This window comes from Gilliamella sp. CG13 (assembly GCF_046635805.1).
GTDB lineage: Bacteria > Pseudomonadota > Gammaproteobacteria > Enterobacterales > Orbaceae > Gilliamella > Gilliamella apicola_I.
The window spans coordinates 1-22,061 of the sequence record NZ_JBIDFM010000004.1 but is presented as its reverse complement, the minus strand read 5'-3'; the positions used below and the strand labels follow the sequence as shown (position 1 = coordinate 22,061).

Here is a 22,061-nt window from a genome sequence, read left to right as displayed (position 1 = left end):
TCATTCATGTTAATTGCTAAGATATCCTTCACATAAAGGACATTTTTCAACACCTTTTAAAAATTCCTTTTTACAATGATGACAAGTAACAATATTTCCCGATACTATCTGATCAACCAATTTTGTGGCCTGTTGTTCATCTAATCCTTGCGTTTTTAGTTTATTGATCATCATTGAGATTGGTGTACCACTTTTTAATTCTTGCTCAACATCCTGACCAATTTCTTCTTCTAATGTAGGCGGTACATATTTTAAAACATTTTCATTATATTCTGAATGACAATGATTACATCTAATGTATCTTCCTAATGTTTGAAAACTGAATATTGGTATAAAAAACAATGTAAAATATCTTGCCACTTTAACTTGCGTATATTGTTGTTGTTTTTCATCAGTTTTGATGTTTTGCTGTGTACAACAACTAGGGCAATTAAATTGCCCTGTTTTTTCGTTTACTTCACGACCTCTGGAGCCGAATATAATAAGCATTTTTTTCTTTCCTTTCCATTATGATAAAATATTATTTTTTAATAATTCAATATGTTATTTTTATTATGGTTGGTAGATACCGACACCTAAATCGTTTTCTTTACGGGTTCTTGAGATTACAGACATAGGAGATTCACTCACACGCAGATCCATTTCATCCTCGGTACGCACAACTTTACCTCTTAATGAATTTGGATAAACATCGGTAATTTCAACATCAACAAATTTACCAATCATATTAGGATGACCTTCAAAGTTAACAATACGATTATTCTCAGTTCTGCCCGTTAGTTCCATCAGATCTTTCTTAGATGGTCCTTCGACTAAAATGCGTTGCACGGTATTTAGCATACGACGGCTAAATTGCATTGCTTGTTGATTGATACGTTCTTGTAGGATATAAAGACGTTGTTTTTTCTCGTCTTCAGAAACGTTATCTTCCATTTCTGCCGCTGGTGTACCAGGGCGTGCAGAATAGACAAAGCTATAGCTTAAGTCAAAATTGACATCAGCAATTAATTTCATGGTTTGTTCAAAATCTTCTTGTGTTTCACCTGGGAATCCAACAATAAAATCAGAACTAATTTGAATGTCTGGACGGACTTTGCGTAGTTTTCGGATAATTGATTTGTATTCAAGTGCCGTATGCGTACGTTTCATTAAATTTAAAACACGATCCGATCCACTTTGCACCGGTAGATGTAAAAAGTTAACTAATTCAGGCGTATCACGATAAACATCGATAATATCATCAGTAAACTCAATTGGATGACTAGTTGTAAAACGAATACGATCAATACCATCAATGGCAGCGACTAACCGAAGTAGTTCTGCAAATGAACAAATATCGCCATCGAAGGTTGGTCCTCGATAAGCATTGACATTTTGACCAAGCAGATTAACTTCACGCACACCTTGTTCTGCCAGTTGAGCTATTTCATAAATTACATCGTCACAAGGTCGGCTCACTTCTTCACCACGGGTATAAGGTACCACACAATAGGTACAATATTTATTACATCCTTCCATAATCGAGACAAACGCTGTCGGACCTTCACTGCGAGGTTCAGGTAAGCGATCAAACTTTTCAATTTCAGGAAAGCTTACATCGACAACATGATTTCCTTTTCCACTTCGAATTTGCTCTATCATTTCCGGTAAACGGTGAAAAGTCTGCGGACCGAAAATAATATCGACAAAAGGTGCACGTTTACGAATATGCGCACCTTCTTGAGAAGCCACACATCCACCAACCCCAATGATAATTTCGGGATTATGTTGTTTTAAATTTTTCCAACGTCCTAATTGATGAAAAACTTTTTCTTGCGCTTTTTCTCGAATCGAGCAAGTATTTAATAATAAAATATCTGCTTCTTCTGCGTTGTCTGTTAATGTTAAACCGTGGGTGGATTCAAGGAGATCTGCCATTTTGGTTGAATCATATTCATTCATTTGGCAGCCCCAAGTTTTGATATGTAATTTTTTGCTCATCAATAACTCAGCTATATTTAATTGTTAAAATGAAAACGGGTTTAAATCCGCGATTTTAGCGTGCCATATTGTAATCCTTTGTGAATGTAGGGTCTATAATAAAATAATAATTGTTATCTAAAAAAAATAATTTCAATTTAACCTTTTTAATTTATGCTTAAAACAGTTAACATAAAATTACTAATTAATTGTTATATTTTTCATTTTTTTGGATTATAGTTACTACTACTGATTTGTATCATTTGGTTCTACCATAGGATTTTTCAGTATTAACATAGTTGTCAGCAGGAACTACACAAAGTTATGCTACCAACTTGAATGACTAACCATTTGTTAGAATTTCTCGTCAGAACTTATTTTAAATATTTCAAAATGATTTGAATAATTCAGAAATATTTAAACAAAATAAATCCATCTAGTGTAGTCGTTTTTAAGACTATTGCTATTTAGATTTTAAATGACATAATGAGGGCGAGTGACTTAGGTTACTCGTCTTTTTGTAACGATAATCTTTATATTTATTTCAGATGCTCTTAATAACTCTATCAATCAATTAAATATTTTTAATTTTTAGTCACTAAATTACCTTTCATATTTTTATTCTAAATGATATACTACTTAGCAGTTACTAAATGCTTTCTTTATTAAATTAAAGATTGACTTTAGTTAACAGTAGGTGCAAATTTGTTGGAGGACTACAACTAACAATACTTTAGCACTGAATTGACTGGCCATTAAGCTAGATTTTCTCGTTAATATTTGTTGGGATAAATTTAACGAGAAGTAACTCGTTATTTATCAGTAGTCCTCCTTTTTAAAGGAATCGATATAACTGCTAAATACAGTTTATAACATACTCTTTTGGTAGTTTTCAAAGTTCTTCCAATTGAGTGAGAGAGTAACTTCTGTTACTCTCTTTTTTTTTAATTTTATGAATATGTTTTCGAATTAAAGCAAAAGCTTTTTTTGCAACGATGCGAAACAGTTATAATTCTTGGTAACTTTTACCATTCACAATAATTTATGTTATTATCCGCCTTAATTTAATTATTGAAAGTGCCTAGATATGTCAAAAACGTTCAGTCCAACAAAACGCCTTTTAGTTAAAGGTATTCTTGCGACTTGTTTATTGTCTGTCACTCGTGTTGGTCTTGCTTCAGCAATGGCACAAATGGTCGCTGTTCGTATTTGGCCTTCCTCTACTTATACACGAATTACGTTAGAATCTAATAGTAAGCTTAAATACAAAAGTGCTGCATTATTTAACCCAGATCGATTAGTGATCGATATTGATAATATCAATTCAAATCCTGTTTTAAAAAGTATTTCATCGAAAGTATTAAGTCACGATCCTTACATCAAATCAATTCAAGTTACCCAACTGGATGCTAAAACGGTTAGAATCATGATCGAAGCTAAGCAAGGAATAGACCCCAATACTTTTACGTTACCCCCTGTAGCCGAATTTAAAAACCGTTTAGTCATCGATCTTTATCCTTCAAAACAATCTTCAATAACAGATGATGATCCTTTATTAGCCCTGTTAGAAGAATATACAAAAGGTGATCTAAACCAACAACAAGCTGAGATCAAACCACCCATTAATAAAAAGAAAAATAGCCCGATTATTGTGATGCTCGATCCCGGTCATGGCGGTGAAGATCCGGGTGCGATTGGCTATAACAAAACCAGAGAAAAGGATATTGTTTTACAAATTGCACGCAGAACTTTTAATTTATTGAAAAAAGAGCCGAATGTTAAAGTCTATATGACCCGTAATGAAGATGTGTTTATCCCATTGAAAGTACGAGTAGCTAAAGCACGATCTTTACATGCCGATCTTTTTATTTCTATCCATGCAGATGCATTTACCAGTCGATCAGTTAGAGGATCTTCTGTATTTTCATTATCCACCCGAGGGGCGACAAGTTCGGCAGCAAATTATTTGGCTCAAACACAAAATAATGCCGATCAAATAGGTGGCGTGAGTCGCAGTGGTGATAAATATTTAGATAATACTATTTTAGATTTAGTCCAAAAAACAACTATTAGCAACGGGGTATTATTAGGTAATGCTATATTAAATCGACTAAAAGGCGTCAATAGTTTACATAAACCTTCACTTGAAAAAGCAGGTTTTGCTGTTTTAAAAGCCCCTGATATTCCTTCTGTTTTGGTGGAAACCGCTTTTATTAGTAATATTAACGAAGAAAAAAAATTAAAAACCGCTTCTTTCCAGAATCAAGTATCAAAAGCGATTGTTAGTGGTATCAAAGATTACCTGAAAAAGCGTAAAAATTAATATTTCTTTCTCAGGTAAGAATTAAAATTATCGTCAATTAACTTTAGTAATAATCGTTAAACATCTATCCGCATTTAATTGTGGAATAGTCAGTTTGATATTCTGTTTAAGTTCGAACCCTTCAGGGATAGGATCTTGTTCACTACCTTTTAAAGCATAAAACGATCCCTGTTGATTTGGTAGATGCTGACACCAAGTGAGCATATCTTGTAATGAAGCAAACGCTCGGCTAATGACCCCATCAAACTGTTGTTCGGTATAGTCTTCTATGCGGCTTTGCACCGGATTAATATTATTCAGTTTTAATTCAAATTTTACCTGTTTTAAAAAACGGATACGTTTTCCTAAACTGTCAACTAAATCAAATTGTTTATCCGGATTGATGATCGCTAATGGAATACCAGGTAACCCTGGTCCTGTTCCAACATCAATAAAATGTTCGCCCACTAAATAGGGCGATACCACTAAACTATCCATAATGTGTTTTACTAACATTTCGTTGGGATCACGCACAGCAGTTAAATTATAGGCCTTATTCCACTTATTCAGCATTTCAACATACTCAATAAGCAGATCAATTTGCTGATCTGTGATCAAAAGATCTGTTTGATCAATAAGATTAGTGAGTTTCTTTTTTAACATAATTCTTCTTTTTTAAATAAACTAATAACATTGATATTGCCGCTGGTGTTATGCCTGAAATACGTGAAGCTTGCCCGATCGATACTGGTTTATGCTGTTTCAATTTAGCGACAACTTCGTTTGATAATCCAGAAATTTCAGCATAATCAATATGCTCAGGAATTAATGTTTCTTCGTTACGTTTTTGGCGCTCGATTTCTTCAATTTGAAGTTTAATATATCCATCATATTTAACTTGAATTTCAACTTGTTCTGCAGCACTAGGATCAGTTAATCCAGGCGCAAATAGTGATAATGATTTCAATGTGTTATAGCTCATTTCAGGGCGTTTAAGTAACTCTTCACCATTTGCTTCTTTGGTTAAATTAGCACTTAAAACGGCATTCACTTCATCAATAGTTTCAATATGTGGATGCACCCATATATCACGTAAACGTGCTCTTTCTTGTTCTATCGCTTCAAATTTTTCGTTAAATTTTTGCCAACGATAATCATCAACCATGCCTAGCTTACGACCAATTTCAGTTAAGCGAATATCAGCGTTATCTTCACGTAACATCAAACGATATTCAGCACGAGAAGTAAACATTCGATAAGGTTCGTTGGTGCCTAACGTACAAAGATCATCAACCAGTACACCTAAATAAGCTTGATCACGCGTTGGATACCATTGATCTTGATCATAAACAAACCGTGCGGCATTTAAACCTGCTAACATGCCTTGAGCAGCTGCCTCTTCATACCCTGTTGTCCCATTAATTTGTCCAGCTAAAAATAGCCCTTTGATCACTTTACTTTCAAGTGTAGGTTTGAGATCACGAGGATCAAAATAATCATATTCGATCGCATACCCGGGTCTGATGATATTAGCATTTTCAAGACCTTTCATACTACGTACAAAAGCAAGTTGCGTATCAAATGGTAAACTGGTTGAGATCCCATTTGGGTATATTTCGTTACTATCTAATCCTTCTGGCTCTAAATAGATCTGATGAGAATTGCGATCTGAAAAACGCATAATTTTGTCTTCAATTGAAGGACAATATCTTGGACCTACGCCTTCAATCACCCCTGTGTACATTGGACTTCGATCTAAGCTATTACGAATGATCTCATGTGTCGTTTCGTTTGTGCTTGTTATATAACATGGGATCTGTTTTGGGTGCTGATTAGCATTACCTAAAAACGAAAATACCGGAACAGGATCATCTCCATATTGTGTACCTAATTTAGAAAAATCAATTGTTCGGGCATCAATACGCGGTGGTGTACCTGTTTTTAATCTTCCCATTCTAAATGGGTATTGATGTAATGATTTAGATAGTCCAATTGAGGCAGGATCCCCTGTTCTTCCTCCACTGTAATTATCTAAACCAATATGGATTTTTCCATTTAGAAAAGTGCCAGCCGTTAAGACGACGGCTTTAGCTTTAAAAGAGACGCCCATTTGCGTTTTAACTCCGGTGATCTGATCGTTTTCAATGATCACATCTTCTACGGATTGTTGAAAGAGCATTAAGTTTTCTTGGTTTTCAAGTGTTGTTCTGATCACTTTTCGATAAAGCGATCGATCCGCTTGTGCACGTGTTGCTCTGACCGCTGGACCTTTACTGCTATTAAGGATCCTAAATTGGATCCCTGCAAGATCAATCGCATGAGCCATTAATCCGCCCATGGCATCGATTTCTTTTACCAAGTGACCTTTACCAATACCACCTATAGCAGGATTACAGGACATTTGTCCTAATGTATTGATATTATGGGTTAAAAGTAGTGTTTTGCGGCCCATTCTTGCTGATGCCATGGCAGCTTCTGTGCCAGCATGACCACCGCCGACAATAATGACATCAAAAAGATCTGGATAAAACATATAAAGCCTCGTTGTTATTTTCTATGAAGATGATTGTTAGTTCAGACATGTTGTTTTGATCTAAATTAGCGTTAGCGATTTTACTCATCTTTTTGAATACGTCAAATGATCTAATTTGATCGCCATTTAAATTAAATAAGATCTTTTATGTGATCTTTTTATTTTTATTACTACTAGAGTGGATCCTTTCTGTTGATAACTGGATATAGTAATTATTTTATAGGATCTTATTGATCCTGTAACACTGTTAATTGATCGGATCTTTGTTGATCTAAACTTGTTGATAATTAGCTTAGTTATCCACAATTGGTTTTGTCATTTAGGTTATTAATAGCCTTATCACAGCTTATTACTTTCTTTTAGCACAGAGTTATCCACAAAAATATATTTTGATTGCTTATTTTTTGGTCTTTTTGTTGGCTGTTTTTTAATAGTTTATTGATAAAATATATCGAGGGTTTTTTGAATAACGATTTTTTATTTTTTTAAATTGTTCCTTTTTTATAAAATTCTTTTATTTTTACAAAAGCAAATTTATACTTAACTAGATTAATTTTTTAGTGTGAGGTTACTTTATTACTCTTTCACAATTACCGTTGCCTTTTTCATTACCAAATAGTGAAACTTTCGACAGTTTTTATATAGGTGATAATCAATTATTACTTGATTCATTGCAAACTTTATTGGTTAAGCAAGGTTTCAATGTATTTTATATGTGGTCGGCAAGTGCTGCTGGTCGTACTCATCTATTGCATGCCTCAAGTCAAAATAAACTGGCTAGTTATATTCCTTTAAAACAGTATTTCCACCTTGTTCCCGAAATTTTACAAGGGTTGGATAATTATGATTTAGTTTGTTTAGATGATATTGATGCTATTGCAGGCAATCGGGATTGGGAAGAAGCTATTTTTGATTTATTTAACCGTCTGACTGAAAAAAATATTAGTAAATTATTGATTACTGCCAGTGCACCCCCTAAACAGGTTTCTTTTATATTGCCTGATTTGGTATCACGACTTAGTTGGGGGCAAGTTTATCAATTAAAAGAATTAAGTGATGATGATAAGCTTAAGGCGTTACAACTACGAGCCCAATTAAGCGGTTTTGAATTATCGACTGAAGTTGGATTATTTTTATTAAAGCGTGTCCATCGTGATATGCGTACCCTGTTTTCTTTGTTAGAAAAGTTTGAAGTAGCAACATTAGCGGAACAACGTAAGTTAACGATTCCTTTTATTAAAAATATTTTGGATTTGTAATATGAGTAATAATCCTGAAGCTATCGTTTTTTTTGATTTAGATGGGACTTTATTTAATAGTCAAATAGAGGTTTTAGCAAGTTCAGTTGAGGCAATAAGAAAGCTAAAGCAAAATAATATTATTCCAATGCTTGCAACAGGTCGTACACCTTGTGAAGTGACCGATTTAATGAAAAAATTGTCGATTGATTCTATTATCGGTATGAATGGGCAAATTGTTCTATATAAAGGCGAGAGAGTTTTTTCGAATAATATCGATAAAGATTTAATCGCCAGAATGTATCAGTTTTCAAAACAGCAAATGAATATTCCTTTAGCTTTTTATAATGATGAAATAATGCGTATTTCTGAGTGTACTCAAGCCGCAAAAACGTTTTATCACTATCTTAAACAACCTATTCCCCCTGTTAATGATCTGCTTTATCTAAACGAACCGATTCAAATGATGTTATTGTTGTGCGAAGAAGGTGAATCTGTTTATCGTGATGCTTTTCCGGAATTAACGTTTATACGTAACACGCCATATTGCGTTGATGTTTTTAATCATGGTGGATCTAAAGGTAACGGTATTAATCAGTTATTGCAAAAAAAAGGATTCACTGATGTGCCAACTTACGCATTTGGTGATGGGATGAATGATTTTGAGATGTTTACAACCGTTAATCACCCGATAGCAATGGCTAATGCTGTGGACAAATTAAAAGAGCAAGCTGAATTTGTCACTGATTCCAATGATAATGATGGGATTGCAAAAGCCCTAAAAAAATTTGGTTTGATTTAAATATTGTTACTGATAAATCACCCCTAAAGATACAGCTTGGTTTGCACCAGTCACTTCTGGAATATTCGACGGAATATTATTAAGTCGACAATAGGCAAGCCAAGCGAATGCTATTGCTTCCATATCATCACTGTTTATTCCTTTTTCACTAGTAGTTAACACGTTCCAATTAGGCAATAACGCAGATAATCTTTGCATGATAAGTGGATTTTTTGCGCCTCCACCACACACTAAAAGTTCACATGGCAATTCTGTATTAATGGATAATTTTATTATTTCTTGCACGATAGATAATGCAGTCAATTCAACCAGTGTTGCTTGAATATCTTCAGATTTTAATGTGATACCTGTCAATTTTTGACGTAACCAAGATAGGTTAAACAGTTCTCGTCCTGTGCTTTTAGGGGCGGATAATTGAAAATAATCTTCATTTAATAATTTAGTGAGAAGTTTGGTATTCATTTTTCCTGTTTTTGCCCATTTAGCATCGTTATCATAATTTTTACCAAGACAAGCCTTTATCCAACCGTCAAGCAATACATTACCCGGTCCGGTATCGTAACCGATGACGGGCTGATGTGGAATAAGTACCGTGATATTGCTTATTCCACCAATATTTAATATCACACGATTAATTGATGGATTTTCAAGTTGTGATTTATGAAAAGCAGGCACTAAAGGTGCGCCTTGTCCACCATAAGCAATATCTTTTCGTCTAAAATCAGCGATGGTAGTAATGCCTGTTAGGGCGGCAATGATATTGGCATCGCCAATTTGCATCGTAAAAGGGTTTGCACCTAATGGTGAATGGTAAATAGTTTGTCCATGACATCCAATTGCTTTAATTTTATTACGTTCTATTTTATGGTGTGTTAAAAATTGATTCACATGATGGGCATAAACTAAGCCTAACTGATGATCCAGTTCACCTAAATCTTGTAATGAAGTCTGTTTGGTTTCACAAAGGGTCAGTAATTGTTGTTTAATATCATCTGGCAGCGAATAACATTTGCTGGCTATTGATTTAACTTTTCCTGCGGTAATATCAACTAACGCAATATCTACCCCATCCATGCTGGTACCTGACATAATACCAATATATAAATTGTGCATAATACTAACCTTGTCGTATGATTTGGCCGGTTTTTATATCCCTAATTTCAGAAGGTGAAGCCCTGTGTCCGGTTTCACCTTGTAAAATAGGAAACTGTTCACCAAATTGTAATGCAACTTCGTTTGCGGTAAAACAAGGCGGATAATTTGAAAGATTCGCACTTGTTGAAACTAAAGGTTTACCAAATAGGTTGCATAATGTACATACCAATGGATGAGCAGTAACACGTACTGCAATCGAATCAAATTTTCCGGTTAAAAATTGTGGGGTATTTTTATTCTTAGGAAAAATCCAAGTAACCGCACCTGGCCAACTGGTAAGAGCTAACTGTTTTTGTTGATAGGTCAAGGCTGACTCATCGATGTAAGGAATAAGTTGATCATAATGGCTGGCAATGAGAATTAAACCTTTTTCAATGGGACGGCGTTTTAAATCAAGCAGTTTCATTACTGCGGTTTGACAATCAGGATCGCATCCTAATCCAAAAACGGATTCGGTTGGATAAGCAACAACTTCGCCTTTTTTTAGCAAGTCATCAATTTCTTTTATTGATAATAAATTTACCATTTACAGTTGGATATAGAATTATAGGATATGAAAATCATATTAAACCGAGGTGTATTGAATTGCAAATTGGCTCTGTCTATTTTGAAATATTGTTGATACAGGAAGTAAAAATCAAAGTTAACAAGGTTACTTGATTATTGCCAATTCATTTGAGGAAAATATTGAACGGTTAATTCAACCATCTGTTGCATATTAATGATATGCAATCTTTTATCAATAAACGGATCAAGTCCACGCGCTGTTATATCATTATCTAAAATATAACAATGTTGAGTTTTTTCTAAAATAGCATTAAGAACAGGAGTATTTTGTAACGCAACAAATACGCCATTTTGCCAAAATAAGACCGCATCTTGGGCACAGATAAGTTGTGGATCGATTATTGATTGGTTATCCGTTGAAATAGTATGTAGCATGTTTTTCACTTATTATGTCAACACATGATATTAAAGTTAAAATTTACTCAAAAATTGAGTTAATTTTGGTTAGTACATCTTTAAAGGTTATTAGTATATAATAACAACTATTTATTAAGCAAAATATCCGTTATGAAACCTATTATTTTAGCCGACGAACAACAAACCATCTTCTTTGGAAAGCAGTTAGCAAAGCATTGTTTAAGTTATTTATTGAATAATAATAGTACAATAGTCATTTATTTAATTGGTGAGCTTGGTGCTGGAAAAACAACATTTAGTCGTGGTTTTTTACAACAATTAGGGCATGTTGGTAATGTAAAAAGTCCAACTTATACCTTAGTAGAATCATATCAATTTGATGATTTTTCAGTTTATCATTTCGACTTATATAGGCTTTATGATCCAGAAGAACTTGAGTTTATGGGGATTCGTGAATATTTTGCTTCGCGATCTATTTCTTTAATAGAGTGGCCACAGCAAGCACAAGGTATTTTGCCAATTGCAGATATCGAAGTTCATTTAAACTATTTAAAACTTGAACGCACAGCGACTTTATTGGCAAAAACGGAAAAAGGTCAAGCTATTATTAATCAACTACACTTAGCGAATACATGATGAAAAAATTATTTACTTTTGTGATGTTATTGTTGCTTTGCAGTTCTGCTTATGCTGCTAAAGTGGTGATTGCTGTTGATGCAGGACATGGTGGCAAAGATTCAGGTGCGATAGGTAAAAATAAATTATATGAAAAGACCGTAACCCTTTCTATTGCTAAAAAACTGACAACTTTACTCAATAACGATCCAAAATTTAAAGGTGTATTAACTCGAACCAGTGATAATTTTATTTCGGTATCCAAACGTTCAGAGATTGCGCGTAATAGTAAAGCTAATTTGCTTATATCAATCCATGCTGATGCAGCGCCGAATCGTAGTGCTACTGGTGCTTCAGTGTGGGTATTATCAACTAAGCGAGCTGATACTGAACTTGGGCGTTGGATTGAGCAAGAGGAAAAACAGTCACAATTATTAGGTGGCGCAGGCGATGCACTGAGCGATGGTCATGATGCTCATTTAAGTCAAGCGGTACTCGATTTGCAATTTTCTTATTCACAACGTGTAGGCTATGAGTTAGCGACCCAAGTGTTAAAAGCGATGAACGGTACAATCAAATTGCATAAAAATAAACCTGAGCATGCAAGTTTAGGTGTATTGCGATCCCCAGATATTCCATCAATTTTAATTGAAGTTGGTTTTATATCAAATGTGGGGGAAGAAAAATTAATTGGTAGTAGTGCGCATCAAGATAAAATTGCCAAAGCAATTTATCTAGGTATAAAAAATTATGTAAAGCAAAATCCTAAGTTTGGAGAAAGACATTAATGGCTATTCATATTCTATCACCTCAGTTAGCAAATCAAATTGCAGCTGGCGAAGTGGTAGAGCGTCCGGCATCGGTTATTAAAGAATTAATTGAAAATAGTTTAGATGCTGGTAGTACGCAAATTGATATTGATTTGGAACAGGGTGGATGTAAATTAATCCGCGTTCGAGATAATGGTTGTGGAATTAATAAGAGTGAATTAGCCTTAGCGTTAGTTCGTCATGCAACAAGTAAAATTAATACTTTAGACGATTTGGAGGCGATTGTAAGTCTGGGATTTAGAGGAGAAGCGCTTGCTAGTATTAGTTCAGTTTCTCGATTAACGTTAACTTCTCGTACTGCGGAACAATCTGAAGCCTGGCAAGTTTATGCTGAAGGTCGTGATATGTCCCCCACCATTAAACCTGCAGCACATCCAGTTGGTTCAACAGTTGAAGTGTTGGATCTATTTTATAATACACCTGCTAGACGTCGCTTTTTGAAAACCGAAAAAACGGAATTTATGCATATTGAAGAGTTTATCAGACGTATTGCGTTGGCGCGTCCTGATGTGACATTTAACTTGCAACATAATGGTAAATTAGTTAAACAATATCGTGCATCTGAGTTAGATAAGCGCGTTGAATCAGTGTGTGGTCGAGCTTTCATTCAAAAAGCAGTAAAGTTAGATTGGCAACATGATGATTTGTTGATTCAAGGATGGGTTGCTAGTAATGAAGTTAGCGATCTACAATATTTTTATGTTAATGGGCGCGTAATTAAAGATAAATTACTCAATCATGCTTTACGACAAGCTTATGTAAACCGAACGAACGAACAACAAAGTTATGTTGTTTTTTTACAGCTTGATCCAAAGCAAGTTGATGTCAATGTTCATCCAGCTAAACATGAAGTTCGTTTTCATGAGGCTAGACTTGTTCATGATTTTGTTTATCAAGCTATTGTTATGGCACTGGAGTCGTCAGTTGAATCCACATTACCTTTAGAAGATAACCAAACTAAAATCGCTTTTACACCGAATAGACAAGCGGCGGGTGATAATATTTTCAATCGACAAACCAACCCGTTACCTTATTCTACGAATAAGCCATTTCCTCAAAAGATAACCAATAATGTAAAAGAAAATAATGCGCTGTACGGACAACTTGTTAATGTTGATGCTCAGCAAAACCGTCAGAATCAAGAGCAAAAACAACAGATTGATTTACCACAGGATCATCACATTACTGAACCACAAAAAGCGGTGATTGAAACTTTATTCCCGAAACGAACAACTCCTTTACAGTCATCATTACAACACCAATTTGATAGTTCATCATTAGTCCAATTTGGTCGAGTTTTAACTGTTATTCAACCTGATATTGCATTACTGGAAAAATATGAAGACAGTGAGCAAAAACTAATGTTAATGAAGCTACCTGTTGCAAAGCAAAAAGTGAATGCGATTAAATTATTATCGCAAGAATCTGAAAAATTACTGATTCCATTAACAATTTTAATTAATCGCAAAGAAGAGCAAGTTCTTACGCACTATAAAGCACAATTAACCTTTTTAGGCTTTGATTTTTATTTTGAAAAAGCAAAATTACATTTGCAAAACGTTCCTAAAATGTTACGTACGACAAATTGGCAACAGTTATTACCTGCTTTAATTTCTTTTTTATCTGCTGAAAATACAACTATCGATCCTACTCAAATTGCTAGTTGGTTAGCTATTGAATGCGAAGATAACAGCATGGTCAGTTGGAGTGTCGCTAACGTAATTCAATTGCTTGCTCAATTAGAACAGATAGATATTAAACTATTAAATCAAGAAACGTTTTTATACCCTATTGATATTCAAACTATTACGCAATCAATTTTATTATGAGTAAACCAAAAATTATTTCGTTAATGGGGCCAACTGCATCAGGTAAAACTGCCTTTGCTATGGCACTTTATGATCGTTATCCTATTGATATAATTAGTGTGGATTCTGCGCTTATTTATCGTGGGATGAATATTGGCACAGCAAAACCAACACAATCGGAATTACAAATATACCCTCATAAATTAATTGATATCTGTGATCCGTCTGAAAGTTATTCTGCTGCAAATTTTCGGTCTGATGCGATTTCAGCAATTGAAAACACCTTGAATAATGGTCGAATTCCACTATTAGTGGGGGGAACAATGCTCTATTTCAAAGCTTTAATTGAGGGACTTTCACCTCTGCCAGCAGCGAATAGTGAAATACGTCAGCAAATTGAAGAAAAAGCCAATAAATATGGTTGGCAGTCAATTCACGAAGAGTTAAAAAAAGTCGATCCTGTTTCGGCAAGTAGAATTCATCCTAATGATCCACAGCGTCTTAATCGTGCTTTGGAAGTTTATTTAATTTCCGGAAAAAGTTTAACTGAATTGACACAACATAGTGGTGAACTATTACCTTACGATATTATGCAATTTGCCATTATGCCACCAAATAGAGCGGAGTTGCATCAACGTATTGAACAACGTTTTTTACAAATGTTAGAACTTGGCTTTGAAGATGAAGTTAAACGATTAATGGAACGTGGAGATTTACATTCAAATTTACCTTCTATACGTTGTGTCGGTTATCGTCAAATGTGGGAATATTTAAGTGGTGAAATAAGTTATGATGAAATGGTCTTTAAAGGGATTTGTGCCACACGGCAATTAGCGAAAAGACAGATTACCTGGCTAAGGGGCTGGAAGCAACCAATCACATGGTTAAATGGGGATAATATGGATTCTGTTTTCCAAAATATATAATGATGTCAATTGTTTTAATTTTCTTTTTTAACCTTTTAAGTTAAAATAGAAAATTGCATTTTCTTAAAATTTTTTGGATAATTGTCAAGATTCGGTATAATTTTTGTATTTTTTAGTTTAAATACATTAAAATTTTAGTTATTTGTGCATTAATCGCTTTTCGTTAGTTTTATAGCGATGCTTTTTATGTTATTTTGATAATACAGAAGTATCTTATGTCGCATTAAATATTATTTTTTGCGTTTACAATTATTTTATCTTCATTATTATTTCATCTATAAAGGATAAACTCATGTCAAAAGGGCAGTCATTACAAGATCCTTATTTAAATTTGCTTCGTCGCGAGCATATTCCTGTCTCAATTTATTTAGTCAATGGGATCAAATTACAAGGTCAAATTGAATCATTCGATCAATTTGTTATTTTATTAAAGAATACGGTAAGCCAAATGGTTTACAAACATGCTATTTCAACAGTCGTACCATCAAGACCTATTTCAGGATTGGTATCTCAGCCTGAAGAGGAAACTGAAAGCTGATAATTTCAGTGGAGAGTTCGATTGTTTGAACGATATAAAGGTGGTGAATCCGCCTTATTAGTGCATGTGTTCTTTCCCCAAGAAAGCGATATTGAGGATCTTAAAGAGTTTGAAATATTAGTTTCTTCAGCTCAGATAGATATTCTCGATATCGTGACAACTTCAAGAAAGGCGCCTCAAGCCAAATATTTTATTGGCGAAGGTAAAGCTATTGAAATCGCTGAAAAAGTGAAAGAATTAGATGCCTCTGTTATTTTAGTCAATCATACCCTAACGCCTACCCAAGAACGAAACCTCGAAAAATTGTGTGAATGTCGTGTTATCGATAGAACTGGATTGATTCTTGATATTTTTGCACAACGTGCAAGAACCCATGAAGGAAAATTACAAGTTGAATTAGCTCAATTACAGTATTTATCAACACGTTTAGTTCGTGGTTGGACTCATCTTGAGCGACAAAAAGGGGGAATTGGGTTAAGAGGTCCAGGCGAAACTCAATTAGAAACCGATAGGCGATTAATTCGTCATCGTATTCAATTAATCTTATCTAAACTTGCCAAAGTTGAAAAACAGCGCAATCAAAACAGACAATCTCGAAATAAAGCAGATATTCCGACTGTATCTTTAGTGGGGTATACTAATGCCGGTAAATCAACACTGTTTAACGCATTAACACAAGCGGATGTCTATGCCGCAGATCAGTTATTTGCAACACTTGATCCAACTTTACGCCGAATAGTTGTTGATGATGTAGGCGAAGTCGTGCTGGCTGACACGGTTGGTTTTATACGCCATTTACCGCATGATCTTATTGCTGCATTTAAAGCAACCTTGCTTGAAACTCAAGAAGCAGCCTTATTATTACACATTGTTGATGCCGCTGATCCCAACTTTTTAGATAACATGCAAGCGGTTGAAGAAGTTTTGTTGGAAATAGACGCTGATGAAATTCCAACACTATTAGTCATGAATAAAATTGATTTAATCGAAGATAAACAGCCAAGTATTGATCGTGATTCAAATGGTGTACCAATTCGTGTTTGGATTTCTGCTGAAAATGGTTTAGGATTAGATCTCTTATTTACGGCATTAACAGAAAGACTTGCTAGGCAAATTCAAGTTTGCCAATTAAACTTACCAATTCATTTAGCAAAACTAAGAAGCCGTTTATATCAGCTAAATGCAGTTGAACACGAAGTAATTAATAGCGATGGTAGCTTCCATTTAGATGTAAGAATGCCTGCAATTGAATGGAACCGTTTGTGTAAACAAGAGCCAGATCTGTTATACTTTATCAATACGCAAAATAACAACTAATTGTTTAATGGAGCAAATAAAATATGGCGTGGAATCAGCCCGGCAATAACGGACAAGATAACGATCCATGGGGTAATAATAACAAAAAACCATCTAACTTATCTGGCGGTTTTTTTGATAAAATTAATGACCTCTTAAAAAAAGGTAATTCAGGCAACAATGGCGGATCTTCGGCTAATAAATTCCCGCTAAGTGTCATTATTGTTGTCATACTTATCATTTTACTCCTTATCTGGGGGGCAAGTGGTTTTTACACCATAAATCAAAGCCAACGTGGTGTAATTACTCGTTTTGGTCAAGTTCAACCTGAAATTATTCAACCCGGATTAAATTGGAGAATACCATTAGTAGACAAAGTTTATCCTGTTGATACTCAAGGTACTAAAAATTTCAATGTAAAAGGATTTATCGTCACGACAGGTGAAAACCTAGTGTTTGTTGAGATGAACGTACAATATCGTATTAATAATCCTTTAAAATATTTATTTAATGTCACAAATGTAGAAGATAGTCTGCGACAAGCGGCTGATAGTGCACTTAGAACCGCTGTCGGTAGTTCAAATATTGACGCAATTATTTCTGATGGACGCTCTGTGCTTGAAAGTAGTACTAAAGATGAATTGGTCAATGTGATTACGCATTATGATATGGGTATAAATATTGTTGATTTGAACTTTCAGGTAGCGCGTCCACCAGATGAAGTTCAAGATGCTTATGATGATGCTATCCGTGCTCAAGGTGATAGTGAGCGTGAAATTAAAAAGGCTGAAGCAGATAAAGTCCAAATCGTACAACAAGCAGAAGGTCGCTCAGCGAGAATTTTGGCCGATGCTAATGCTTATAAAGTACGTGTTGAGCTTGAAGCTGCGGGTGATGTTGCACGCTTTGAAAAAATCCTACCTCAATATAAAGCAGCACCTGAAATCACTAAAGAACGTTTGTATATTGAAACTATGGAAAGAGTATTAACCAAAACTAATAAAGTTATTGTTAATGATAAAAGTGGTAACATTATGGTATTACCATTAGAAAAGTTATTTCAAAATAAAGAAATGACAAATTCTAATTCACCAACATCATCAAGTATCACGAGTGATTATAATTTTAATGTGTCTTCTTCTGAAGCTGTAAAAAATCAGTCTCAAACGGCATCTGAATCACCAAAAACAAATAACAGTAGTAATAACTCAAACAGCGTAAGAAATACTACGCGGACTATGGGACGTTAAGGAGAAAAATATGAGAAAATTATTAATTCCTATAGTTTTAATATTAATTGGTGTATATATTTCAAGCGTTTATGTTATTGAAGAAGGTACACGTGGTGTTGTTTTAAGATTCAATAAAATCATTGGATTATCTGAACCTGGTTTACATTTTAAAATCCCGGGCATGGATACAGTTAAAGTAATTGATGCTAAAATTCAAACGACTAATAGCTCTAATAACAATAAAGAACAACGATTTTTTAATGTGCAAAAGAAAGAATTAATCGTCGACTATTTTGTGCAATGGAAAATTATTGATTTCAATCGTTATTATGAAACAGTCGCTGGTGGTAATAATGTCGAAGACTTATTATTAGCAAGACTAAACGGTCGTTTACGTGCTGAGATTGGTAAATTAAGTAATAAAGATATTATCAATGATTCTAATGCGGATACACAATCTCGTAATTCTTTGATGAATCGCGTTAAAGATGCGCTAAATGGCGGTGTTCAAGAAGTAACTGAAAATGTATCATCGGATGAACATAAAGAAATAGAAAGTAATAAAACAAGCTTACGTGCATTTGGTGTTGAAGTTATCGATGTGCGAATTAAGCAAATTAACTTTCCTGCTGAAGTTTCAGGCTCAATCTATGCCAGAATGCGAGCTGAACGTGAAGTTATTGCACGAGATAAACGTTTTGAAGGTGTAAGAAAAGCCGAAGAGACTCGAGCAGAAGCGACATTACAAGAAACAAAAATACTTTCGGAAGCTGAACGTCAATCACGTGCGATTCGTGGTGAAGGTGATGCCATTGCAGCTAAACTTTATGCGGATGCTTTTGGTAAAGACAGAGAATTTTTTAGTTTTATTCGAAGTTTAAAAGCTTATGAACAAAGTTTTTCTGGTAATGATGTAATGGTCATTAGTCCAGATAGTGAATTTTTTCAATACATGAAATTAAAATCTAATAACTAACAGAATGAGTAAAAGTCTATGAGTAATAATGTTGTTGTGTTAGGAACACAATGGGGTGATGAAGGCAAAGGTAAAGTTGTTGATTTACTCACAGAAAAAGCAAAATATGTTGTCCGTTATCAAGGTGGACATAATGCAGGACATACATTAGTCATTAATGGTGAGAAAACAGTATTACATCTTATTCCTTCAGGAATATTACGTAATGATGTTATTAGTATCATTGCCAATGGAGTTGTACTTTGTCCTGATGCTTTAATGAAAGAGATGAAAGAGTTAGAAAATAAAGGTATTCCGGTCAAAGAAAGATTACTCATTTCAGAATCATGTCCTTTGATTTTGCCTTATCATATTGCACTGGATCAAGCTCGTGAAAAAGCCCGAGGTAGTAAAGCGATTGGGACAACAGGTCGTGGGATTGGTCCGGCATATGAAGATAAAGTAGCTCGTCGTGGTCTTCGTGTCGGTGATTTACGTGATCGCCAAGCATTTGCAGAAAAATTGAAAGAAGTGATGGAATATCACAACTTCCAATTAGCCAACTATTACAAAGCAGAAGCGGTTGACTACCAAAAAGTGCTAAATGATACATTAGCGATTGCTGATATTTTAATTGCCATGATAGCTGATATTCCTGCACTACTAGAAGAAGCTCGCAAAAAAGGCGAAAGAATTATGTTTGAAGGTGCACAAGGTACATTACTTGATATTGATCATGGTACTTACCCTTTTGTGACTTCATCAAATACTACTGCTGGTGGGGTAGCAACGGGTTCTGGTTTCGGACCTCGTTATGTCGGTTATGTTTTGGGAATTGTAAAAGCTTATTCTACTCGTGTTGGCGCGGGCCCTTTTCCAACCGAACTTTTCGATGAAGTTGGCGAATATCTTTGTAAACAAGGGAATGAATTTGGTGCTACAACAGGACGCCGTCGCCGTACAGGATGGCTTGATGCGGTCGCTGTTAGAAAAGCAGTGCAACTTAATTCAGTTTCAGGTTTTTGTTTAACTAAACTTGATGTATTAGACGGATTAAAAGAAGTTAAAATCTGTGTGGGTTATCAATTACCTAATGGCGATGTGATTAAAAATGCCCCAGCTTCGGCTGAAGAGTGGAGCTTAGTTAAACCTGTTTATGAGTCGATGTCTGGTTGGAGCGAGTCAACTTTTGGTATTAAAAGCTATGATGCTTTGCCACAAGCAGCAAAAGCTTATATTAAAAGGATTGAAGAATTAACCGAGACGCCAATTGATATTATTTCAACTGGCCCTGATCGAAGTGAAACCATGATTCTACGTGATCCATACCAAGCCTAATAATAAATTAATCAAAATCGGGAAATTATCCCGATTTTTTGTTTCTGCAAATAAATAATTGTGGTTGAGGAAAGTATGTCTAAAATAGGAACGCCATTATCGGTAACGGCGACAAAAGTCTTAATTTGTGGTGCAGGCGAACTGGCTAAAGAGCTTGTTATTGAATTACAGCGGTTTGGTTGTGAGGTGATTGCCGTTGATCGTTATGCTAACGCACCTGCAATGCAAGTTGCGCATCGTTACTATATTATTGACATGTTAAATGGTCATGAGCTAAAAAGCGTAATTGAAAAAGAAAAACCAGATTATATCGTGCCAGAAATTGAAGCCATTGCAACAGATACATTAGTAGAATTAGAACAACAAGGTTTTAATGTTATCCCTACCGCAAAAGCAACGCAATTAACAATGGATCGAGAAGGGATTCGTCGTTTAGCCGCTGAAAAATTAAAATTACCGACTTCTCCTTATCGATTTGCGACAAATTTTATAGAGTTTGAAAAAGCTGTTAATGAAATTGGTTTTCCTTGTTTGGTTAAACCTGTGATGAGTTCATCTGGTAAAGGACAATCTTTTTTACAAAATAATAGTGACCTAGAATCTGCATGGCGATATGCTCAAGAAGGTGGGCGAGCAGGCAGTGGTAAAGTCATTATTGAGGGTTTTATCGATTTTGATTATGAAATTACCTTATTAACAGTAAGACATATTGATGGCGTATCTTATTGTGAACCGATTGGACATCGACAAGAAAATGGTGATTATCGTGAATCCTGGCAACCACAACACATGTCTGACCAAGCGCTAAATTTGTCAAAAGAGATTGCATCAAAAATAACGGAAGCGCTAGGAGGTAGAGGGTTATTTGGGGTTGAGTTATTTGTAAAAGGTGATCAAGTATGGTTTAGTGAAGTTTCACCTCGTCCTCATGATACCGGAATGGTGACTTTAATATCACAAAATCTTTCCGAATTTTCGTTACATGCAAGAGCTATCTTAGGGTTGCCTATTCCAACGATTGAACAATATGGGGCGAGTGCGTCCGCTGTAATAATGGTAGAAGGTGACTCAAATCAAGTTTCTTTTATTCATTTAGCCCAAGCACTACGCGTTGAACAGACCGATTTACGTCTGTTTGGTAAACCTGAGGTTAAAGGGGTAAGAAGAATGGGGGTAGCATTAGCAAGAGCAAATAATATAAACGATGCGATAGATAAAGCTAAACAGGTTACAAATCAGATAAAATTTATACTATAACGCCTTGTTTTGAATAAAAAGCAATCACTCAACCCAAAAATAATAAAAAAACCAAAATAAGGGTTGACGACATCAAGTGAAGTGAGTAACATACGCAACCCTTGAGACAGCAAACTAAATCAACAAAACTTGATAAGGTAAAAAAGCTGTCAGCTCTTTAAAAAGAAGAAACAGACAATCTGTGTGGGCACTTGCGAGACGAAAAATTAAAGTCTACGGACTGAAAAAATTAAGTCTTGATAAGTGACACTGAAGATTCATTTGAATATGTCAGAAACAGTTATTGAGCATCAAACTTTAAATTGAAGAGTTTGATCATGGCTCAGATTGAACGCTGGCGGCAGGCTTAACAC

At 35.0% G+C, this 22,061-nt stretch carries 19 protein-coding genes and 1 pseudogene; 13 read left to right on the top strand and 7 right to left on the bottom strand.

All coding sequences use genetic code 11. The features are described 5' to 3' along the window. Positions 1-9: 9 nt before the first annotated feature. Positions 10-489: a zinc-ribbon domain-containing protein gene (locus tag ACGH6R_RS06955; RefSeq protein ID WP_065558468.1), complete on the bottom strand. Its 480-nt coding sequence runs from the start codon at positions 487-489 to the stop codon at positions 10-12. Positions 490-552: 63 nt separating this feature from the next. Next, on the bottom strand, positions 553-1,980 hold the full coding sequence (gene miaB, locus ACGH6R_RS06950) for a tRNA (N6-isopentenyl adenosine(37)-C2)-methylthiotransferase MiaB (protein WP_267351163.1): 1,428 nt from the start codon (positions 1,978-1,980) through the stop codon (positions 553-555). A gap of 1,066 nt (positions 1,981-3,046) precedes the next feature. On the opposite strand from miaB, the gene ACGH6R_RS06945 reads away from it, so the two are divergent. Next, positions 3,047-4,282, top strand: a complete 1,236-nt coding sequence (locus tag ACGH6R_RS06945) for an N-acetylmuramoyl-L-alanine amidase (RefSeq protein ID WP_411599256.1) — start codon at positions 3,047-3,049, stop codon at positions 4,280-4,282. Positions 4,283-4,315: 33 nt separating this feature from the next. Here the strand turns inward: ACGH6R_RS06945 and rsmG are convergent, their stop codons facing one another. Continuing rightward, positions 4,316-4,924 carry a 16S rRNA (guanine(527)-N(7))-methyltransferase RsmG gene (gene rsmG / locus ACGH6R_RS06940; RefSeq protein ID WP_267379479.1) on the bottom strand — a complete coding sequence of 203 codons (609 nt, stop codon included), beginning with the start codon at positions 4,922-4,924 and terminating at the stop codon, positions 4,316-4,318. After that, the gene (gene mnmG / locus ACGH6R_RS06935) at positions 4,902-6,794 is read right to left on the bottom strand and encodes a tRNA uridine-5-carboxymethylaminomethyl(34) synthesis enzyme MnmG (protein WP_267351168.1); all 1,893 of its coding nucleotides are present in this window, start codon (positions 6,792-6,794) and stop codon (positions 4,902-4,904) included. The genes rsmG and mnmG overlap by 23 nt, the downstream gene beginning before the upstream one ends. Positions 6,795-7,369: 575 nt before the next feature. On the opposite strand from mnmG, the gene hda reads away from it, so the two are divergent. Together hda and ACGH6R_RS06925 are read left to right on the top strand one after the other, a co-directional pair. After that, a complete protein-coding gene (gene hda, locus ACGH6R_RS06930; RefSeq protein ID WP_081299048.1) occupies positions 7,370-8,053 on the top strand; it encodes a DnaA inactivator Hda in 684 nt (227 codons plus the stop codon). A gap of 1 nt (position 8,054) precedes the next feature. Beyond that, complete coding sequence (locus ACGH6R_RS06925; protein WP_411599255.1) at positions 8,055-8,834, top strand: Cof-type HAD-IIB family hydrolase; 780 nt, start codon at positions 8,055-8,057, stop codon at positions 8,832-8,834. 6 nt (positions 8,835-8,840) lie between these two features. Here the strand turns inward: ACGH6R_RS06925 and ACGH6R_RS06920 are convergent, their stop codons facing one another. The 3 genes from ACGH6R_RS06920 to tusB form a co-directional block, all read right to left on the bottom strand. Next, the gene (locus ACGH6R_RS06920) at positions 8,841-9,947 is read right to left on the bottom strand and encodes an anhydro-N-acetylmuramic acid kinase (protein WP_411599254.1); all 1,107 of its coding nucleotides are present in this window, start codon (positions 9,945-9,947) and stop codon (positions 8,841-8,843) included. Between the two features lie 4 nt (positions 9,948-9,951). Beyond that, on the bottom strand, positions 9,952-10,515 hold the full coding sequence (locus ACGH6R_RS06915; protein ID WP_411599253.1) for a Sua5/YciO/YrdC/YwlC family protein: 564 nt from the start codon (positions 10,513-10,515) through the stop codon (positions 9,952-9,954). Between the two features lie 134 nt (positions 10,516-10,649). Continuing rightward, positions 10,650-10,931: a sulfurtransferase complex subunit TusB gene (gene tusB / locus ACGH6R_RS06910; protein WP_065558459.1), complete on the bottom strand. Its 282-nt coding sequence runs from the start codon at positions 10,929-10,931 to the stop codon at positions 10,650-10,652. A 132-nt stretch (positions 10,932-11,063) separates the two neighbouring features. Here tusB and tsaE point away from each other — a divergent pair, with 132 nt between their 5' ends. From tsaE to purT, 10 genes and pseudogenes are all read left to right on the top strand, one after another. Then, the gene (gene tsaE / locus ACGH6R_RS06905) at positions 11,064-11,549 is read left to right on the top strand and encodes a tRNA (adenosine(37)-N6)-threonylcarbamoyltransferase complex ATPase subunit type 1 TsaE (protein WP_267360535.1); all 486 of its coding nucleotides are present in this window, start codon (positions 11,064-11,066) and stop codon (positions 11,547-11,549) included. 41 nt (positions 11,550-11,590) lie between these two features. Next, positions 11,591-12,295: pseudogene (locus tag ACGH6R_RS06900) on the top strand (N-acetylmuramoyl-L-alanine amidase); the annotation flags it as partial. Between the two features lie 20 nt (positions 12,296-12,315). Next, the gene (gene mutL, locus ACGH6R_RS06895) at positions 12,316-14,187 is read left to right on the top strand and encodes a DNA mismatch repair endonuclease MutL (protein WP_411599252.1); all 1,872 of its coding nucleotides are present in this window, start codon (positions 12,316-12,318) and stop codon (positions 14,185-14,187) included. Beyond that, complete coding sequence (gene miaA, locus ACGH6R_RS06890) at positions 14,184-15,092, top strand: tRNA (adenosine(37)-N6)-dimethylallyltransferase MiaA (protein WP_267351180.1); 909 nt, start codon at positions 14,184-14,186, stop codon at positions 15,090-15,092. Before mutL ends, miaA begins: the two co-directional genes overlap by 4 nt. Before the next feature lie 292 nt (positions 15,093-15,384). After that, positions 15,385-15,630 carry an RNA chaperone Hfq gene (gene hfq / locus ACGH6R_RS06885; protein ID WP_220216206.1) on the top strand — a complete coding sequence of 82 codons (246 nt, stop codon included), beginning with the start codon at positions 15,385-15,387 and terminating at the stop codon, positions 15,628-15,630. A 21-nt stretch (positions 15,631-15,651) separates the two neighbouring features. Next, a complete protein-coding gene (gene hflX, locus ACGH6R_RS06880) occupies positions 15,652-16,947 on the top strand; it encodes a ribosome rescue GTPase HflX (RefSeq protein WP_267360540.1) in 1,296 nt (431 codons plus the stop codon). A 23-nt stretch (positions 16,948-16,970) separates the two neighbouring features. Beyond that, the gene (gene hflK, locus ACGH6R_RS06875; protein WP_411599251.1) at positions 16,971-18,176 is read left to right on the top strand and encodes an FtsH protease activity modulator HflK; all 1,206 of its coding nucleotides are present in this window, start codon (positions 16,971-16,973) and stop codon (positions 18,174-18,176) included. Positions 18,177-18,186: 10 nt separating this feature from the next. Further along, positions 18,187-19,134 carry a protease modulator HflC gene (gene hflC / locus ACGH6R_RS06870; RefSeq protein ID WP_267351185.1) on the top strand — a complete coding sequence of 316 codons (948 nt, stop codon included), beginning with the start codon at positions 18,187-18,189 and terminating at the stop codon, positions 19,132-19,134. A gap of 18 nt (positions 19,135-19,152) precedes the next feature. Beyond that, positions 19,153-20,451 (top strand): adenylosuccinate synthase, encoded by a 1,299-nt coding sequence (locus tag ACGH6R_RS06865; RefSeq protein ID WP_411599250.1) that lies wholly within the window; start codon positions 19,153-19,155, stop codon positions 20,449-20,451. Positions 20,452-20,526: 75 nt separating this feature from the next. Further along, positions 20,527-21,708, top strand: coding sequence for a formate-dependent phosphoribosylglycinamide formyltransferase (purT, locus tag ACGH6R_RS06860; protein ID WP_411599249.1), 1,182 nt, complete (start codon positions 20,527-20,529; stop codon positions 21,706-21,708). Positions 21,709-22,061 lie beyond the last annotated feature (353 nt).

Coding starts and splice junctions, on each gene's coding strand:
- ACGH6R_RS06925 (WP_411599255.1), top strand. CDS start 8,055: ATGAGTAATAATCCTGAAGCTATCGTTTTTTTTGATTTAGATGGGACT.
- purT (WP_411599249.1), top strand. CDS start 20,527: ATGTCTAAAATAGGAACGCCATTATCGGTAACGGCGACAAAAGTCTTA.
- mnmG (WP_267351168.1), bottom strand. CDS start 6,794: ATGTTTTATCCAGATCTTTTTGATGTCATTATTGTCGGCGGTGGTCAT.
- hflC (WP_267351185.1), top strand. CDS start 18,187: ATGAGAAAATTATTAATTCCTATAGTTTTAATATTAATTGGTGTATAT.
- rsmG (WP_267379479.1), bottom strand. CDS start 4,924: ATGTTAAAAAAGAAACTCACTAATCTTATTGATCAAACAGATCTTTTG.
- ACGH6R_RS06915 (WP_411599253.1), bottom strand. CDS start 10,515: ATGGTAAATTTATTATCAATAAAAGAAATTGATGACTTGCTAAAAAAA.
- ACGH6R_RS06865 (WP_411599250.1), top strand. CDS start 19,153: ATGAGTAATAATGTTGTTGTGTTAGGAACACAATGGGGTGATGAAGGC.
- hflK (WP_411599251.1), top strand. CDS start 16,971: ATGGCGTGGAATCAGCCCGGCAATAACGGACAAGATAACGATCCATGG.
- ACGH6R_RS06955 (WP_065558468.1), bottom strand. CDS start 489: ATGCTTATTATATTCGGCTCCAGAGGTCGTGAAGTAAACGAAAAAACA.
- miaB (WP_267351163.1), bottom strand. CDS start 1,980: ATGAGCAAAAAATTACATATCAAAACTTGGGGCTGCCAAATGAATGAA.
- ACGH6R_RS06945 (WP_411599256.1), top strand. CDS start 3,047: ATGTCAAAAACGTTCAGTCCAACAAAACGCCTTTTAGTTAAAGGTATT.
- miaA (WP_267351180.1), top strand. CDS start 14,184: ATGAGTAAACCAAAAATTATTTCGTTAATGGGGCCAACTGCATCAGGT.
- tsaE (WP_267360535.1), top strand. CDS start 11,064: ATGAAACCTATTATTTTAGCCGACGAACAACAAACCATCTTCTTTGGA.
- mutL (WP_411599252.1), top strand. CDS start 12,316: ATGGCTATTCATATTCTATCACCTCAGTTAGCAAATCAAATTGCAGCT.
- hfq (WP_220216206.1), top strand. CDS start 15,385: ATGTCAAAAGGGCAGTCATTACAAGATCCTTATTTAAATTTGCTTCGT.
- ACGH6R_RS06920 (WP_411599254.1), bottom strand. CDS start 9,947: ATGCACAATTTATATATTGGTATTATGTCAGGTACCAGCATGGATGGG.
- tusB (WP_065558459.1), bottom strand. CDS start 10,931: ATGCTACATACTATTTCAACGGATAACCAATCAATAATCGATCCACAA.